Here is a 17,263-nt window from a genome sequence, read left to right as displayed (position 1 = left end):
TTGTCAACCCCTTTCATTTTCAATCCGGTCGAGAAATATGGTCGCAGCTAGTAAATCGGCACTGCCACCGGGAGATACGCCAAGTTTAATCATTTTTGTATTAAGACTTTGAATTTCATCTCGGTTCACCTTATTTTTAGCGATCATTTTTTTAGCCACCTTTTGGACCGTTTCTAAGGATGCTTTGCCACCTCTGTAAAGGATGCATGTATCGTTAAGAACAGCCATAATGGCGAGTAATGCGTGAAGCTGTGATCTTTCTTCGCTGTACCCACGCTGCCTTGCAGTTCGGAGTATTGGTAATCCAATGCTTATGACATGAGGGAAGCCGTAAACAGCTTCTTCATAAGCCCCGCCTACCTTGAATTGTTTTTTCACCTTATCACCATGTGTAAATCTATTAGAGGTGTAACGTTTATCTTGATAACTTGCTAGCTTTGCAGCTAAATGACAAATATCATGAGATTTTTTATCAAAAGGAGTAAAAAAAACGGAAGCAGCTGTTAATAATCCAAGGGCCCATATTGCTCCTTTATGCGTGTTTATCCCGCCAGTGGCTTGGAACATGGTTTGCTCACCTTCGCGGCCAATTGCGGCAATCTCTTCGCGTAAATCTTGTGATGGGACCTGGTTTATGGCAGCAATGGCGATTTGCGTAAATGTCGGCCCCAATGACCGTGCGGAACGTTGCATAAGCTCTAGATTCATATCGTCATGGGCTCCCCCATCATCAGCATCAACAAGACCTGGCTTTGGAGTTAAATGGACTTCAGCCAGCAAAGCATCTAAAGCTTGATTGGATCTTTTTTTAGCAATGGAAGATTCAATAAAGGGTGTCGATGATTTAACGATACTCATGACCAGTAGCTCCTGAATTGTTCGGGTGGATCGTATAAGCCATCGGACCATGTGATTAAATCTTCTACACTTTGTGCTGCTAATAGAGATCGCTTTGCATCAGAGTGCCGAATTCCTAAATCATTCGGATAAGCAACGATTCCATTGGAACGTAGCCGTTCCTTTTGCTTAAGGCTCTGCTCTTGACCAATAGGGGTTACACCTGCAACTGCTGCAATGGCTTCTTTTCTTTCAGCTATGCTGTCCGTTTTGTAAAGATAAGCAATACCTTCTTCGGTAACGAGGTGGGTCACATCTTCCCCATAAATCATTACCGGCGGGGTATCCATATTTGACTCTTTGGCAACATCGACCGCATCGAGTCGTTCAGTAAATACTGGAGTGTTCCCTTGTTGATAGGTTTCCATCATTTGAACAACGAGCTTTTTCCCCCGGACTAATGTCTCGTCTGGATTCATCATATCAAGCCAAGCAGGTGTTGAATGCCGCCTTCCTTTTGGATCATGCCCCATGTTCGGAGCACCACCAAATCCAGCCAGACGCCCGCGTGTAACGGTAGAGGAATTTCCTGCGTAGTCCATTTGCAGGGTCGAACCTATAAAGAGGTCCACAGCATATTGACCTGCCATCTGGCATAAAGTTCGGTTAGATCGGAGTGATCCATCTCGCCCCACAAAAAATACATCTGGACGCTCAGCAATATACTTTTCCATCCCTCGCTCGCCACCGAAGCAGTGTATACTATCAATCCATCCACTCTCGATGGCCGGAATAAGGGTAGGGTGTGGATTAGCAGCCCAGTGTTGACAGATCTTCCCCCGTAACCCTAGAGATTCCCCGTAAGTGGGAAGAAGTAATTCGATAGCGGCTGTGTTAAAACCGATGCCGTGATTTAAAGATTGTACTTGGTGTTTTTCATAAATACCTCGCAGTGTCATCATTCCCATTAAAATTTGAATCTCGGTAATATGACGAGGGTTACGAGTGAACAATGCCTCTAGTTGATAGGGTTGATTGGCAACAACGATGACATCTATCCATGATGCAGGGATATCCACCCTTGGAAGTTCATCTACTCGCTCATTCACTTGCACGATGACTATGCCTTCACGGAAAGCCGTAGCTTCGACAATAGTCGGGGTTTCTTCCGTATTCGCACCTGTATAAAGGTTACCTGCTGCATCTGCTTGGTCAGCGGCGATAAGTGCAACATTTGGAATTAAATCAATAAATAGTCGCCCATACAATTCCAAATACGTGTGAATATTCCCCATTTGCATTTGCCCATCTTCAATCATTTGGGATACACGTAAACTTTGAGGGCCTGAAAAAGAAAAATCTACTTGATTAGCAATACCTTTCTCAAAAATGTCGAGGTGTTCAGGGCGTGATAAGCTCGACATTATCATATGAAGGTCATGGACAGTGTCTACGTCTACATCAGCAAGTGCTTCTGATAGAAACGACGCCTGCTTTTGATTATTCCCTTCTAAAACCACCCTGTCCTTTGGGTGAATTAACATTTCTAACGCTTGAGTCACTTGATTAGTTTCTACATACTTTCCATCCAATAGATGATCGGCTTGTTGCATACGCTTACGTTTTGCATCCCGTCTAGTTGTCCAAGAACGCTTTGCTTTAGAGGCTTGAGTCACTGTTATCCACTCCTTCTTAGAAACTTGGCAATGGAATCTAAATTGTTCGTTAGTGATAGCGCACGTACATCTTCAAAGACCTGACTCGCGAGCTCTGCGTAGATCCGTCCAGGAGGGAGTTGTAAAAACTGTCGAGCCCCACGCTCATACAGCATGGTCATTCCAGAATGCCAACGGACAGGTGCCTCAATGTTAAAAGCCAAATCTTCTCTAATTTTTTCTGAATCACGGAGCAGTCTTGCTGATCGGTTGGAAACGTAAGGGATCTTAGGTGCTGAGAGATTGATAGTCTGTAACTTTTGATCAATTTTTTCAGCCAGTTCTGAAAATAACGGGCTATGAGAAGGGACTTTCACATCTAACCACTGCATTTTCTTTGCTCCTTTCTCGCTTGCAATGGAAAAAGCGTGTTCGATACTTTTAGAACACCCGGAAATGACAATTTGAGTTTCGGAGTTTTCATTGGCAATATAGACGGTGTGACCTTCCTTGCGGGCATCTTGCAGAAGATGGTCCACCGTGTAATTATCGAGTCCCTGGATGACACCCATTCCATACCCGTACGGATAGGCCTCTTCCATCTTTTCACCCCGATACTTTACCACCTGTAGTGCATCTTCGAATGAAAGTACATTTGCAGTGACTGCAGCTGAAAATGTACCTACAGAGTGACCGGCTACAAATTGAGGTGAAATTCCTTCTGATAGTAAGGCTTGTGCACAGCCTACACCAATCGTTAACAGAGATAATTGTACATTTCGACTGGATTGAAGGGCACTATGTTTACTCCAATCATAGGGGTTTTCGCCGACACAAATATTCGCTCGTTCAATGGTTTCTTCTACTTTTGGATGGTTAGGGAGGGTATAGAACATGTCGGGAAATTGTGATCCTTGACCTGGAAATAAAAATACCACCACTTATGCTTCACCCCCTAGTATATATCTCGTTAATCATTTTGGTCGACGGTCGACTAATAAATTACATACTGAAAATCATACCCATGATTAAGAATAGAACCGATGGTCCTAGCAAGCAGCCAAGTCCTGTGTAGAATGTAGCGGTTAATGCTCCGTAAGGAACAAGTTTAGGGTCCGTTGCTGCTAGACCGCCAGCTACACCGCTAGTCGTTCCTAATAATCCACCGAAAACAATTGCAGAGCGAGGATTATTTAAACCAATGTATTTTGCTATAAAGGGAGTTGCTGACATCGTGAGCACAGATTTAACAATTCCAGCACCAATACTTATAGTAATCACTTCAGAGGTTGCACCAATAGCGGTCCCCGTTACTGGACCAGCAATATAAGTAGCTGCTCCAGCTCCAATGGTAGTTAAACTAATAGCATCGGTATACCCGAATAACAACCCTATGACGACACCAACGACGAATGACAAAATGACTCCAACGAAGAGGGATAATACCCCAATTGAACCAGCACGTTTTAACTCATCCATACTTGCACCAAATGCTGTAGCAACGATGGCGAAGTCACGCATCATTGCACCACCTAGTATACTAATACCCGCAAACAGTTGTACATCAGCTATGCCGTTTTCACCACCGGATTGTACACCACCAACGTAAGCAAGAACGAGGCCAAGAATAATCGCGATCGCTGATCCATGGACATGACCACGAGTTAGATAACGTGAGATAAAGTATGCAATAAGCATAATTCCACCTATGAGTGCAAAAGCAAAGACTAGGCCGTTGTCGATCAATGTATCAAATATAACATCAATCATAGTGGTCTGCCGTCCTCTCTGTGATCATAAGAATTCGAACGTCCTTTACCTATTTTGCTAATAACGGGGACAAATAAAAAACCAGCGATTACAGCAGCTACTCCAGCGGCAATTGCTAATGGTCCGCCTTCTATCGCCCCTACAACATTTTGGTTTGCAGCCATAGCTACAACAATAGGGATATACATCGCTCCCCAGAATGATAAACCATCTTGAGTGGGCTCACCTAATCGTTCTCTTTTTCGTAACGTATCAATAATGAGAACTAGGAGAAGCATCGCGATCCCAACCCCGCCAACATTAGCCTCCACGTTAATCGCAACTCCTAATACTTCTCCAATAATAAGACCAACGAGCATACAAGTTGCCAACAATGCGACACCATAAATAACCATTCATCATCCCCCCCTCATTTAGTAAGCGCTTTCAAAATAGATGTATACAGTCGACTGTTTGAGGAGGATTATACAGTGTGTACTAACAGAAATCAATGACAATTTAGAAAATAAATAAAATTATTTCGGTGAAAATAGTCGCTTACTAATGAATGATAACAGTTGAACGTCCTTTGTTTTTCTTCCTATTTGATACGAAAGAAGATGATTGCTATGGATGTAAAGGCATGAGATGATGAAAAACCTAGTTATTTATTTTTATCAATTCAATAGCTCAAAATTTCGCAGGATTTTTTATGTTCGTTGAGGAGATCATATTCATGTCGATAGTTCTTTTTTCATTGATCGGTATATTGATTGGTATTCTTTCGAGTTTGTTTGGTTTTGGCGGGGGAGTGGTGGTTGTTCCGGTTCTATACGCATTTTTGCCTGATACTATTCCGTCAGCGTATACGATGCATACGGCCATCGGCACTTCATTAGCGGTGATGATAGTCAATTCATTAAATTCTACGCTTAATCATGCTAGAAAAGGAAATGTTCAATGGGGCATTTTTCGATTTTTTGCTATGTACATATCTTTAGGGGCGCTAATTGGTGGTTTTTTTGCTCATTTTGTAACGAGCGAAATGTTACGGTGGGCGTTTATCGGTTTCTTAAGTTATGTAATACTATCAAGTATACTAAAGAGAACGTTTACCCAGCAAGCTACAGGGTTATTTTCGTTCCCGAGTTATCCGGCCGGGATGGTGGCAGGAGCAGGTATTGGTTCGGTCTCTACCCTTCTTGGAATAGGGGGGAGCGTGATGACGATCCCTTATCTACGAAAAAGGGGGTTGAGCATGCTGCATGCGGTTGCCCTCGCGACACCGCTTGGGTTACCGATTGCGATGGCAGGCTCCCTCATGTATTTACTGATAGGACTTCAGGCAAACGGTATGCCTGACTCCACCATTGGTTTTATTTATGTCCCTGCGCTTTTTGGATTTGTTTTTGGCGGATTTTTTGGGGTGCCAATTGGAAGACGCATAGCACAGGTCCTCCCGGATGCGATCTATTCAAAAGCTTATCTTGTATTGCTTACGATCGTCGTGTTTATGATGATTTTTGGTTAAACGATGGTGTATGCACCTTACGTTTTACCGAGGATGACATTCGTGGAAATGCCACCCTCCTCTTCCTAATGAGCAATCATTGATCTTATTCATGATGAATCATTATGATTCTGCTTGATTTCGATCACAAGTTTTCCTTTCGTATGCCCGCTTTCAATTTGCTCGTGGGCTGCTTTTAGCCCTTTTTCGGTGAAGGGATAGACTTTTGTAACGACCGGATGGATCGCATTGGCCTCGATAAGTTGACGAATTTCAGACATTAATCTTCCAGATGGAGAGATCGAAGTAAATGCTGCCTTTGCTCCCACTTGCTTGGCGGCGTGTTCATCCGGTTTACGTGCAATGGAGACGAAGCGGCCACCTGGCTTAAGAACTTCAAATAATTGGCTTTGCTGTACTCCCCCGACGCAATCAAAAATCGCATCGAAGGAATCAGCCTGATTCCGCGTTGATTTTTTCTTATAATTGATCACACGATCTGCTCCGAGTTTTTTCATAAGTGATTGGCTGTTTGACCCTCCAATGGCAGTGACGGTCGCTCCTAAATATTTGCCGATTTGGATTGCGAATGTTCCAACGCCGCCCCCGCCGCCGACGATAAGCAGGTGATCTCCTTTTTTGATGTGCATTCGTTCGTTTAGATTTTGCCAGGCAGTAAGTGCGGCTAACGGGACGGCGGCAGCTTCTTGAAAGGTGGCTTGTAACGGAAGACGGGAAAGCAAATGTTCAGGAACGACAACAGCTTCTGCATACGTAGCCCCCGGAATTTTCTCAGGGGTTGCGAAGACCCGATCGCCAACGGAAAAATGCGTAACTTCAGTCCCTTTTTCAATAACAATACCTGCGACGTCACTACCGAGAATGACGGGGAAGTTCAAGTTTTGCCGCTTGCCTTCCCTAATTTTAAAATCAATGGGATTAACTGATGTCGCGTACATTTCAATGAGGACGTCGTGCTTTCCTAAGGCAGGTTTTTCAATGTCGAGGAGATGCAATTGCTCCCGGCCGCCGAATTGCTGAATCCCAACCGCTTTCACATGAATCACTCCCTTTGTACTATTTTACCCATTTATAGGGGCGGAGAATCTTATCCTTGTTTAAATAATCATTTTTATTTAGGAGAGGTAACATCTGACTCGTTTCCTGGGGATATTCCCGCTTTTCTTTCCCTAGTTTTTATTTGAAGCCATATTTATCTCAAGTTATACTATCACCAATACGAACGGAAAGGACAGAACATCATGGCTCATAACGGTGGTATTGTGCGTTTGCGTGAGGCAATGCCTTCAATCAAACCTTCAGAACATAAAGCGGCCAACTACATCCTGGAGCATCCGGAAGAAGTCGTTCAGCTTTCGGTGAAAGGGTTAGCAGAAAGAAGCGGTTCCAGTCAAGCAGCGATTATTCGTATGTGCAAAACGATTGGTCTGGATGGTTTTCAAGAATTAAAAGTTAGAATTGCCGGCGATTTGCAAATGATGGAGAGCAGAAAGAGTATGTATCAGGAAATACGTCCGGATGATGACGTCGGGACGCTTATACATAATATCTCGGAAAACAATATGTTTTCTATCAAAGAGACGCTGCATATTCTTAACGAAGCAGATGTGGAAAAAGCGGTCAAAGAGATCTACCACGCAAAACGTATTGAATTTTACGGGGCGGCTGCCTCGCAGATTATTGCACAAGATGCTCAGCAGAAATTCATTCGGATCAACCGTCAATGTTCTGCGTTTTCCGATACTCATCTGCAATTGACATCAGCGGTTACGCTCACGAATGAGGATGTGGCTTTTGCCATTTCTTATTCCGGAGAGACCCGACATATTTTGGATGCCATCCAATATGCAAAAGATGCCGGTGCAACGACGATTTCTTTAACTCGTTATGGTACGAATCCGCTAAGTTCATTGGTAGATATTCCGCTTTATGCGTCTTCGTCGGAATCCGAGATTCGCAGCTCTGCTACGTCTTCAAGAATCGCGCAGCTAAATGTGATTGATATTTTATTTACAGCTGTTGCTTCCATGGATTACGACGAGTCGGTAGATTATTTTGATCGGACACGAGCGGCGATTCAAAAGGCTTTTCGTTAGTGGAAGGAGGAATTTCCATTGGGTGTAGAAGATAAAATGCGTATCCGCGAAAAAGTATGGAAGCATATGGAAGAACAAAAGGTAGGGCGTTTTCCTTTCCCGCTGAAGCACCGGATCTCTAATTTTAAAGGCGCTGAACAGGCCGCTCATCGCGTCACAACCTTAGCTGAATACCGGGAAGCCATGACGGTGAAAGTGAACCCAGATGCTCCACAATTGCCGCTGCGGACACAGATTTTAGTAGACGGCAAGACACTTCTAGTTCCGACGCCCCGATTAAAGGCAGGGTTTATTCAAGTAAAGCCTGAATGGGTGCCGCATGGGGAAGAGAAGAAAGCAGCGAGTTTAACTCATATGAAAAGCTACGGAAAAGAAATTCCATTAACTGATATCCCACGCATTGATCTGATTATTGTAGGATCAGTTGCCGTTCACCAAGATGGTCGCCGTTTAGGAAAGGGAGAAGGCTATGACCGGGAATATGCGATTTTGCGTGAGCTTGGAAATCCCGAAGTTGCTGTGGTGACGACGATCCATTCCGTACAACTGGTCGACGATAAGATTCCTGTAGATCATTATGATTTAACTGTGGATTGGATTGCGACGAACGAAGAAATGTTCCCGACAGAAACACCTTATCCGAAGCCAACCGGTATCGACTGGGATCAGGTGACTGAAGCAGAAAAAGAGGAAATGCCCGTGCTGGCTGAAATTTGGCAGCTTCGTAGAAAATAACTAAGGAGGTACATACAATGATTCAATCCATATTTGACGAAACGACATTATATAATGGTGTGAAAATGCCCTGGTTAGGTTTAGGTGTATACAAAACAGAAGAGGGAGAAGAGGTTGAGCATGCCGTTCACACGGCTTTAGAAGCTGGATACCGGAGTATAGATACTGCTTCTTTTTATGGAAATGAAGTAGGGGTTGGGAAGGCCATTGGTGAATCCACGATTGCTCGAAAAGACATTTTCGTAACGACGAAAGTATGGAATGATGATCAAGGCTATGAAAACACTCTAGCGGCTTTTGAACAAAGTTTGGAAAAATTAAAGCTAGACTACATTGACCTGTACCTTATTCATTGGCCAGTGTCCGGAATGTACAAAGAAACATGGCAAGCGATGGAGAAGCTGTATGAAGAAGGACGTGTGAAAGCCATTGGTGTCTGTAACTTTCAGATTCATCACCTGGAAGATTTACTAGAAGAATGTAAAATCAAACCAATGGTCAATCAAGTGGAATACCATCCACGATTAACACAAAAAGACTTGCACCAGTTCTGCAAAGAACAGAACATTCAATTAGAAGCTTGGCGACCGATAATGAGAGGAGAATCTCTAGACCATCCGACTTTAGTAGAGCTAAGTGAGCAGTATGGAAAAACGCCTGTCCAAGTCATTTTGCGCTGGGATTTAGAAAACGAGGTCGTCACCATCCCTAAATCTGTCCATAAAGACCGTATATACGCGAATGCAGATATTTTTGATTTCCAATTAGATGCCAAAGATGTAGGGAAGCTTGAAGCGATGAATGAGAATCACCGTTTCGGCCCCCATCCAGATGATTTTTAGGAGGGATTGAATGGAAACAAGATGGTTGGAAGAACTAGCAGATATTTTACCGGAAAACCGCCTGCTGACGACATTGCCGGATCGATTCAGTTATAGCTTCGATGCATCTTTTGGTGAATTTTTGCCGGAAGCGGTTGTACAGGTCATGTCCACAGAAGAAGTGGCTGCGATTATTAAGGTTGCGGATCAATATGAAATTCCTGTCACACCTCGGGGCCAGAGTACCTCCTTAAGCGGGGGGCCCTTGCCTGTTCAGGGGGGAATTGTTCTTGACTTTGCCTTATGGTCACAGAAGGTAGAGGTCGATGAGGAAAATCGAACGGTGACGGTTTCACCGGGGGTATTAACAGCGGATATTAATCAAGCGTGTGAACCTTATGGCCTGTTATATCCGCCGGACCCAAGCAGCGCCCACGTTTCGACGATAGGTGGAAATCTGGCCGAAAACTCAGGAGGGCCGAGGGGGCTCAAATATGGGGTTACGAAGAATTTCGTCTTAGGATTGGAAGTGGTCACTCCTAAGGGAGATGTGATTCAAACGGGGCAGCGAGCGGGAGATGAAGATTTAGATATAACCACACTGATTGTGGGGTCCGAAGGGACGCTTGGAGTGATCACGGAAGCCATGCTCAAGCTCATCCCGAAGCCCCAAACAACGAAAACCATGATGGCTGTGTTTGATGATATTGTTGACGCAGGCGCGGCCATTTCAAAGACCCTTACTTCCGGGATTTTTCCTTCGAAAATGGAGCTGATGGATGAGGGTTCCATTGTCGCTGTAGAGAATTATCAGCCCTCTGGGCTCCCTGCCGATGCAAAGGCAGTTATTTTGATTGAATTGGACGGACATGCAGACGCTCTGGAGGAAGAAGCCGAGGAAGTTTCAGAGATTGTAAAAAGCGTGGGTGCAAGGGAGACGAAAATTGCCGAGAATGTCAGGGAGGCCGAGCAGATCTGGACGGCCCGTAAAATGGTGTCGCCGGCAATTTCACAAATTAAGCCGACGAAAATATCTGAAGATGCTACCGTTCCAAGGAGTAAGATTCCGGAAATGATGGAAAAGCTCCACGACATCCGCGACCGCTATGATATAAATCTCGTCGTGTTTGGCCATGCAGGTGACGGCAATCTCCATCCAGATGTTCTCGCAGATAAAAGAGATTCTGAAGAGATGCAACGTGTGGAAAAAGCGGTAGCAGAAATGTTCACAGCTGCCATTGAACTTGGCGGCACGTTGTCTGGCGAGCATGGGATTGGCACGATGAAAGCCCCCTTTTTAGAAGAAGAATTAGGGGCTGAAGGCGTTGAAATGATGAAGCGGCTGAAAAAAGCTTGGGATCCAAAAAACATGATGAATCCCGGAAAGATTTTTGCTGAATCAGGTGCGAAACTAGAGTTAACCGATGGATAGGAGACGATACCATGTTCATGGCTCATCCCGCTTCGTTATATAAGGCAGTATTTATCGAACGCCCTAATCGTTTTATCATTTATGCAAAAAAAGAAGACGGGGAAATCGTCACCGCCCACCTTCCGGATCCTGGGAGGTTAAAAGAATTGCTCACCCCTGAGCGGAAAATTTGGCTTCGTTATGTGGGTCATCCAAAGCGTAAGACGAAATGGTCGGCAGTTCTTTGTGAACGAGAAGATGAATGCGGGTTCGCTTCTTTAGATACGACACTTCCCAATCGCCTGATCGCCCAGGCTTTGAAGGAAAGAAGAATCAAAAGTTTAAAAGAATCTACGTTTGTAAAGGCTGAGTATGCTTTAGGGAACGAACGTTGGGATTTTTTACTCGAGCATGGAAACCAGCGTTTATTGCTAGAGGTCAAAAGCGTTACGCTCGCAAGTGACGGTGTTGCTTATTTCCCTGATGCGGTTACAGTGCGCGGAAAGAAGCACGTACAAACATTGACAAGTTTACAAAAAGAACGAATATACGATACGGCTGTTTTGTTTGTCGTACAAAGAGGAGATGTCTCGAAGGTGCGCCCCGCTGAACATATTGATCCTGCATTTTCCTCAGCTTTGCAAGAAGCAGATAGGCATGGCGTACGTCTTCTGGCTGTTACGACCGAAGTTTTCCTAGAGGGGGTACAGCTGGGAGAGGAAGTTCCGGTAGTTGTTCATCGATAAGGAAGACATGTTGATAAACGTGTGACCATTTCTCCTTTAAGGGGTAGTTCAAAACGTCCGGGAAAACTTCCTCGAAAAAGAAAACCGTTTTTTCATCGTGCGGAGGAATGCCACAGAAGTGAATGTTTTCGTGGTGCAAGCAGGATGCTCAAGACGGGCTCCCTTGCTACTCCGGGGGACAAGAAAATTTAGACTCGCCATTTTGGCGATAAGCTAACATTTTCTAAAACTTCTCGGCTCTTTTTGAACACGCACTTTAAGGGATATCAAACTACGATCGTTGAGGTGGAATAATGAAGGCAGATGCCGTCTTTGAAGGTGGAGGGGTTCGGGGTATTGCTTTTACCGGAGCGATTCAGGCCATGGAGGAAGAGAACGTAGAGTGGGTACGGCTAGCTGGAACATCAGCAGGAGCTGTGATCGCCTCTCTTGTTGCAAGCGGCTATAGCAGTCAAGAAATCAAGGGTGTGCTTAGAGATATTGATTACGAGAAGCTTCGGGGCACAACGTTTCTGAATCGGATCCCTTTGGTTGGCAATCTTTTGCAATTATTCATTCACCTTGGTTTTTATACCAATGATTATTTGGAAGAATATGTTGATACTCTTCTTTATGAAAAAGGGGTTCAGACCTTTGCTGATCTCCCAGAAGGAAAATTAAAGATTATTGCCTCTGATATTTCGAGCGGTAAAATGCTGATTTTCCCTGATGATTTAGAACGTTATGGGCTAGCCCCAGATGATGTGAAGGTGTCAACGGCCGTCCGGATGAGTTCTTCACTCCCTTTTTTCTTCCGTCCAGTGATTTGGGAATCAAAAGAAGAGAAAAAATCCTATATTTTAGATGGAGGCTTGCTTAGTAATTTTCCGATATGGATCTTTGATACAGACGAGGAACCCCGTTTTCCTACCTTCGGTTTCCATTTTGTAAGAGAGGAAATTAGTACAGGAGCTGTTATACCTTCACCGATCCATCTTTTTACAAATATATTTAAAACGATGCTTCAAGCCCATGATTTACGTCATATGAATGAAAAAACAAGAGAACGTACCATACAGGTACCCACCGGTGATATTGACGCTACTGATTTCGATCTGAAGGATGAGGACATTGAATGGCTGTATGAATCAGGTTATTCTTCGGCGAAAAAATTTTTGTCTGAATGGGATTTTGAACAACATAAAGACAAACGAAGGAAAGAAGGGACAGAGGAATGGAATTAAATGAATGGTATTCGAAGGGCATGAGCGCAAAAAGATATATCGAGAATATGACCGAACACAAGGAAAATCTTCAGCATATTTATGAAAACTTTAGCATTTCGGCAGACAACAGGCTAGAAAAGAAACCATTGCGCGTCATCGTCCTCACAGAAGATTGGTGCGGAGATGCTATGTTGAATGTTCCCATTTTGCTTCGGATCGCAGAGCAGACTGATATTCAGACATCGTTCTTGCTTAGAGACAGTAACTTGGAACTGATGGATCAATATTTAACGAATGGAAAATCCCGCTCGATCCCAGTTTTTATTTTTATTGATGAAAATGGAAATGAAGTAGCAAACTGGGGACCGCGCGCTCCCGAATTACAAGCGAGGGTCGATAAGCTTTTTGCTGACTTGCCGTCCAAGGACGCCCCCAATTATGAAGAAAAGTGGAAAGAAACCCTTGTAACGATCACGAAAACTTATCGCGAAGATGACAACGTCTGGAATGACGTTTATGAAAGCATTATAATAGCGCTGGAACAAGCGAACACTGAATAACCGAGGCAAAACGCCGAATTAACCTGTCCAAGCGCCGAAAAAAGACCAGAAGCGCTGAATGATCTCATCAAAGCATCGAAAAAAGAAACTGGTGCAACGAAACCGACCGCCGCGCCGCATACCAAAAGAGGGACGTCCCATCGACATCCCTCTTTTTAATGGCTAAAATTCATATGTCCAAAACTCTTCATAGCGAATCCATGCTTCAGTGTCTTCGTCGCCTTCGCTTAGTTTCTGTTTCGTGATGGCCGATACTTCTTGCATTTGGCTTTCATGAGCATCAATCGCCTTCAGTTTCTGATCCATTAGCTCATCAATATCGTGAACGATATCAGGTTCCCCGATCTCCTTAACCGAGTGGGCCGCAATTGCTTTCGTGTGCAACGTTGGACGTTCGGCTTCCGGGATTTGTTTCATGGCTTCCACCACAGCTTCGCCGGTGGCGTCGTGATCGGGGTGGATGCTTAATCCTGGATAAAAGGAAATGACAAGCGTTGGGTTCACCTTTTCAATGACTTCTTTTAAATGGGAGGCCACCTCTTGTATATCTTCGAATTCCAACGTTTTATCCCGATACCCAAGATGGAGGAGCTCATCAATCTCCATGATTTCACAGGCACGCTCAAACTCTTGACGGCGCACGATCGGTAAGGTTTCTCGATTAGCTACGGGTGGGTTTCCAAGATTTCGGCCCATTTCTCCGGAAGTTAACGTCGCGCACGTCACTTTCGTCCCGTGCTTTCGTTTATGCATGAGTACTGTGCCGGCGGCGCCAAAAGTTTCGTCATCCGGGTGGGGGAAAAGTAATAAGATGTGGCGTTCTTTTTTCATGTTGAATCCTTCCTCTCTAAAATGGAGCTGTACTTAGCTGCAAAGCGATTGAAAGTTTTTCTTGCTCATCAAATCCGTATAAGTATAATGACCCATCGTTTTGTTCAAAAACCGATAAACCTTCTGCGAAGATCCAGCCATTTTCGGTTTTTAAACCGACGCGATAGGGACCGTCTCCGGTAATTTTTCCATGCTTGATATCCTGACGGGCGTTCCGCACATATCCTCCGGCGGCATGAAACTTTCCATGTCGATAGGCGGCGTAAGCGCCATTCGTCATTTCAAAGTGCACGTACATTTGCTTTCCGCTAAACGTGTCCAAAGCTGCCTGGACGGCGTTTTTTTCTATATTTTTCATCCAAAAATCCTTTCCTTTTAGTCTATTTGTATTCTACCTTTTTTCCGTGCTGTTTTAAATGTTGGCGCCAGGGCATATATTGCAGGGAAAAGCAGAAGGAGAAGGAGGGATCAAGGCATGGCCATTCAACCACCGATCGTTCAACCCGGAGATACCGTTGGAGTTGTAACTTTAGGGAGCCCGCTGGAGTCTGAAGTTATTGATGACCGTGCGGAGTATTTAGCATCCATGGGGCTGAATGTCGTTCTTGGTACGCATGTTTACGATTGGAATGGCTTTTTAGCGGGCAGTGACGAGGAGCGGGCGAATGATTTAATGGAGATGTTCCTTGATGATGAGGTAGATATGATTATACCGACACGTGGCGGGGTAGGCGTCGCAGGTATTCTTCCTTACCTTGATTTTAATGTGATTAACAATAACCCGAAATGGGTGAGTGGGTATAGTGATATCACCATCCTGTTAAATGTGCTTTATCAATATGCGAATATCATTACGCTGCATAGCTTAATGTTGATTGATTTTCGGGCTACAACACCCAACTACAATTTCGATGCGTTTTTCTCGGTGGTTTCATCTGATGATATGGGGGGAGAAATCGTTAATCCGCCGGAGGGTCCTGCATTAAACGGTCAGGTACCTGGTCATGTAACGGGGCCGATTGTCGGGGGCAACATCGTATCGTTTACAGGAACGTTAGGAACTGAGTTTGAAATTGATACCACAGGGTGTATTTTATTTTTAGAAGAAGTGAACGAACCGATGAATACAGTATATCGTTATCTCAAGCAGTTAGAGATGGCGGGAAAATTTGACGATTGCCTCGGGATTATCCTCGGGCAATGCAGTAACTGTCAGGAAGCGTATGGACAGGATTATGAAGACTTGATCGAGGAGTTTTTCGTGCCGCTAGGAAAGCCATTGATTACCGGACTCGCAAGCGGGCACGGAACTTATAAAGCAGCCGTACCGATTGGAGCAACCGCCCAGCTTAATGGAGACGATGGGACGATCACAGTGATGAGTGAGAATTAAGGGGAACATGCACCTGTCGAAATTGGCAGGTGTTTTTTGGTATGAGTGCTATTACATACGAGAACATGAAGGAAAAACTACCCAACATAGGCCGAGAACTTCCCAACATAGGGCGAGAACCACCCAACATGGGGCGGGGACTCCCCAACATAAGGCGGGAACTACCTAATATAGGCAGAGAACTTCCCAACAAGGAGCAGGAATATTCAAACCTCCGCCAGGGTAGCCAGTCTACAACCTGCTACCCTTGTCCCTCACTCATACCCAGGTGCATTTCGCTTCTCTCTAAATGATCGATTTCCTGATTAGAATACTACTTTTTGGATAACATAGGATAAACATGTAAGAAAGGCCGTCCTTATTATGTCCATGTTCACTCGCAAAAAGTTCAGTCAGGATCAACAACAAAATAAGGATCTTAGCAGCTCATTAGCCGCTAATCTTAATAGGATAAAACAAAGAACAGGTAACAGTCAGGATATTGTAACCCGAACTTTGACTTTCGGCCGTGATCCTGAGATTAAAGCCGCGATCGTCTATGTAGAAGGAATCGTTGATGACCGCACGATTAAGGTCCTCATCATCAGTGAAGACGTTGCCAGAGATGAGGGCATTACCTTCGTTATGGATGCCATTGAACGGGGGCTTGAATTTCGAACGACAACGACTGTTGTGATTGCCCGTGATACGAGTGCAAGCGAATTAGCAAAAGTATTAACAGGGATCGATCAAATCCCTGGTGAAAAAGTAGCGGATACGTTAGAAACGATCGAAAAAACACAGGGAACAAGTGTCCGTAATGACATTCAAGAAGTTATTAAACACTTGATCAGTACAGAACAAGAGCCCTTAATAGGCGGTTTTACGTTAGAGGGAAATGCTGAACAAGGAAGAAGATTTGATAACATTCAAGTGAGTGACTTCGATGCAAAACCTATAGCCGGTGGTATTGCTGTTTTTAAAGAAGGAAAATTAATTGACTGGCTGGATGGAGAAATGGCTAGAGGGCTCCAGTGGGTTCTGGATGAAATTGAAGAAACAATGGTAAACGTGGATTGGGAGGATGAAGAAGAAGCCATTACCTATCGAGTGCTCCGTGAAAATACAGATGTATCATCAGAAATGCAGGAGGGCTTCCCAAAGATTTCGATCGACGTTCGCGCAGAAGGCGATATTCGAGAAGCACAGGTTCCTGTCGACCTGATGAATCCCCATGTCCTCTTTGATATCGAAGAGGCCCTGGAAACAGAAATTGAAAAGGAGATTGAATCTACGGTTCAATATGTACAACAGCAAAAAGCGGATGTCATCGGCTTTGGCGAAACGGTTCATCAATCCCATTCAGAAGACTGGAAAGACCTTGAAGAAGAATGGATGGATGTCCACTTACCTGAATTGGACGTCGAAGTTAACGTTGATGTCTTTATACGTCGTACAGGCTTGAGAAACAATCCGATTCTTTTTGAGATAGAGAACAACCAATAATGGTTTGGTAAAAATAGCATCCCTGATGTATAAAGCCATTAGAAGACCACACACTATTTTAAAGATGTCCAAGGGGGGACCTTCTAATGGTTAAAAACGTACGTGAAGGAGAACGAGTTGATGATGCAAAAGGAGCTTCCTATGTGAAATCGTACCGAATGAAGGGGTGAGGGATGCAGCTATGAAAACAATGGACCAGAATATCGTG

Annotated in this window: 18 protein-coding genes; 10 read left to right on the top strand and 8 right to left on the bottom strand. The window is 44.3% G+C overall.

All coding sequences use genetic code 11. From position 1 onward, the window contains the following. Nucleotides 1–3 precede the first annotated feature (3 nt). From HNR44_RS13480 to madL, 5 genes are all read right to left on the bottom strand, one after another. Complete coding sequence (locus tag HNR44_RS13480) at nt 4–858, bottom strand: triphosphoribosyl-dephospho-CoA synthase (RefSeq protein WP_184404841.1); 855 nt, start codon at nt 856–858, stop codon at nt 4–6. Further along, nucleotides 855–2,513, bottom strand: a complete 1,659-nt coding sequence (gene mdcA / locus HNR44_RS13475) for a malonate decarboxylase subunit alpha (protein ID WP_184404840.1) — start codon at nt 2,511–2,513, stop codon at nt 855–857. The genes HNR44_RS13480 and mdcA overlap by 4 nt, the downstream gene beginning before the upstream one ends. A gap of 2 nt (nt 2,514–2,515) precedes the next feature. Beyond that, nucleotides 2,516–3,433, bottom strand: a complete 918-nt coding sequence (locus tag HNR44_RS13470; RefSeq protein ID WP_184404838.1) for an acyltransferase domain-containing protein — start codon at nt 3,431–3,433, stop codon at nt 2,516–2,518. A gap of 61 nt (nt 3,434–3,494) precedes the next feature. Continuing rightward, nucleotides 3,495–4,262: a malonate transporter subunit MadM gene (gene madM, locus HNR44_RS13465; RefSeq protein WP_184404837.1), complete on the bottom strand. Its 768-nt coding sequence runs from the start codon at nt 4,260–4,262 to the stop codon at nt 3,495–3,497. Then, nucleotides 4,259–4,657, bottom strand: coding sequence for a malonate transporter subunit MadL (gene madL / locus HNR44_RS13460; protein WP_184404836.1), 399 nt, complete (start codon nt 4,655–4,657; stop codon nt 4,259–4,261). The genes madM and madL overlap by 4 nt, the downstream gene beginning before the upstream one ends. Before the next feature lie 320 nt (nt 4,658–4,977). Here madL and HNR44_RS13455 point away from each other — a divergent pair, with 320 nt between their 5' ends. Beyond that, entirely contained in the window at nt 4,978–5,772 is a 795-nt protein-coding gene (locus HNR44_RS13455) for a sulfite exporter TauE/SafE family protein (RefSeq protein WP_184404834.1), read from the top strand. Nucleotides 5,773–5,861: 89 nt separating this feature from the next. On the opposite strand, the gene HNR44_RS13450 is transcribed toward HNR44_RS13455, so the two are convergent. Next, nucleotides 5,862–6,809 carry a zinc-binding dehydrogenase gene (locus HNR44_RS13450; protein ID WP_184404833.1) on the bottom strand — a complete coding sequence of 316 codons (948 nt, stop codon included), beginning with the start codon at nt 6,807–6,809 and terminating at the stop codon, nt 5,862–5,864. 204 nt (nt 6,810–7,013) lie between these two features. Between HNR44_RS13450 and HNR44_RS13445 the strand changes: the two genes are divergently transcribed. The 7 genes from HNR44_RS13445 to HNR44_RS13415 all read left to right on the top strand — a co-directional run bounded on the left by HNR44_RS13445 (nt 7,014) and on the right by HNR44_RS13415 (nt 13,346). Continuing rightward, nucleotides 7,014–7,868 (top strand): MurR/RpiR family transcriptional regulator, encoded by an 855-nt coding sequence (locus HNR44_RS13445; RefSeq protein WP_184404831.1) that lies wholly within the window; start codon nt 7,014–7,016, stop codon nt 7,866–7,868. A gap of 18 nt (nt 7,869–7,886) precedes the next feature. After that, nucleotides 7,887–8,603, top strand: coding sequence for a 5-formyltetrahydrofolate cyclo-ligase (locus HNR44_RS13440; protein WP_343069506.1), 717 nt, complete (start codon nt 7,887–7,889; stop codon nt 8,601–8,603). A gap of 17 nt (nt 8,604–8,620) precedes the next feature. After that, nucleotides 8,621–9,445, top strand: a complete 825-nt coding sequence (locus HNR44_RS13435; protein WP_184404830.1) for an aldo/keto reductase — start codon at nt 8,621–8,623, stop codon at nt 9,443–9,445. 10 nt (nt 9,446–9,455) lie between these two features. Beyond that, the gene (locus HNR44_RS13430) at nt 9,456–10,856 is read left to right on the top strand and encodes an FAD-binding oxidoreductase (protein WP_184404829.1); all 1,401 of its coding nucleotides are present in this window, start codon (nt 9,456–9,458) and stop codon (nt 10,854–10,856) included. Between the two features lie 11 nt (nt 10,857–10,867). Beyond that, entirely contained in the window at nt 10,868–11,581 is a 714-nt protein-coding gene (gene sfsA, locus HNR44_RS13425; protein WP_184404828.1) for a DNA/RNA nuclease SfsA, read from the top strand. A gap of 293 nt (nt 11,582–11,874) precedes the next feature. Continuing rightward, nucleotides 11,875–12,804: a patatin-like phospholipase family protein gene (locus HNR44_RS13420; RefSeq protein WP_184404826.1), complete on the top strand. Its 930-nt coding sequence runs from the start codon at nt 11,875–11,877 to the stop codon at nt 12,802–12,804. Continuing rightward, on the top strand, nt 12,795–13,346 hold the full coding sequence (locus HNR44_RS13415) for a thioredoxin family protein (protein ID WP_184404825.1): 552 nt from the start codon (nt 12,795–12,797) through the stop codon (nt 13,344–13,346). Before HNR44_RS13420 ends, HNR44_RS13415 begins: the two co-directional genes overlap by 10 nt. A gap of 162 nt (nt 13,347–13,508) precedes the next feature. On the opposite strand, the gene bshB2 is transcribed toward HNR44_RS13415, so the two are convergent. Together bshB2 and HNR44_RS13405 are read right to left on the bottom strand one after the other, a co-directional pair. Then, a complete protein-coding gene (gene bshB2, locus HNR44_RS13410) occupies nt 13,509–14,177 on the bottom strand; it encodes a bacillithiol biosynthesis deacetylase BshB2 (RefSeq protein WP_184404824.1) in 669 nt (222 codons plus the stop codon). A 16-nt stretch (nt 14,178–14,193) separates the two neighbouring features. Beyond that, nucleotides 14,194–14,535, bottom strand: a complete 342-nt coding sequence (locus HNR44_RS13405; protein WP_184404823.1) for a DUF1806 family protein — start codon at nt 14,533–14,535, stop codon at nt 14,194–14,196. A 117-nt stretch (nt 14,536–14,652) separates the two neighbouring features. Here HNR44_RS13405 and HNR44_RS13400 point away from each other — a divergent pair, with 117 nt between their 5' ends. Beyond that, the gene (locus HNR44_RS13400; protein WP_184404822.1) at nt 14,653–15,570 is read left to right on the top strand and encodes a S66 peptidase family protein; all 918 of its coding nucleotides are present in this window, start codon (nt 14,653–14,655) and stop codon (nt 15,568–15,570) included. A 363-nt stretch (nt 15,571–15,933) separates the two neighbouring features. Next, a complete protein-coding gene (locus HNR44_RS13395; protein ID WP_184404820.1) occupies nt 15,934–17,055 on the top strand; it encodes a Ger(x)C family spore germination protein in 1,122 nt (373 codons plus the stop codon). Nucleotides 17,056–17,263 lie beyond the last annotated feature (208 nt).

Source organism: Geomicrobium halophilum (assembly GCF_014207655.1).
GTDB classification, from domain to species: Bacteria; Bacillota; Bacilli; order Bacillales; family Marinococcaceae; genus Geomicrobium; species Geomicrobium halophilum.
This window is presented reverse-complemented; position numbering and strand designations above follow the sequence as displayed.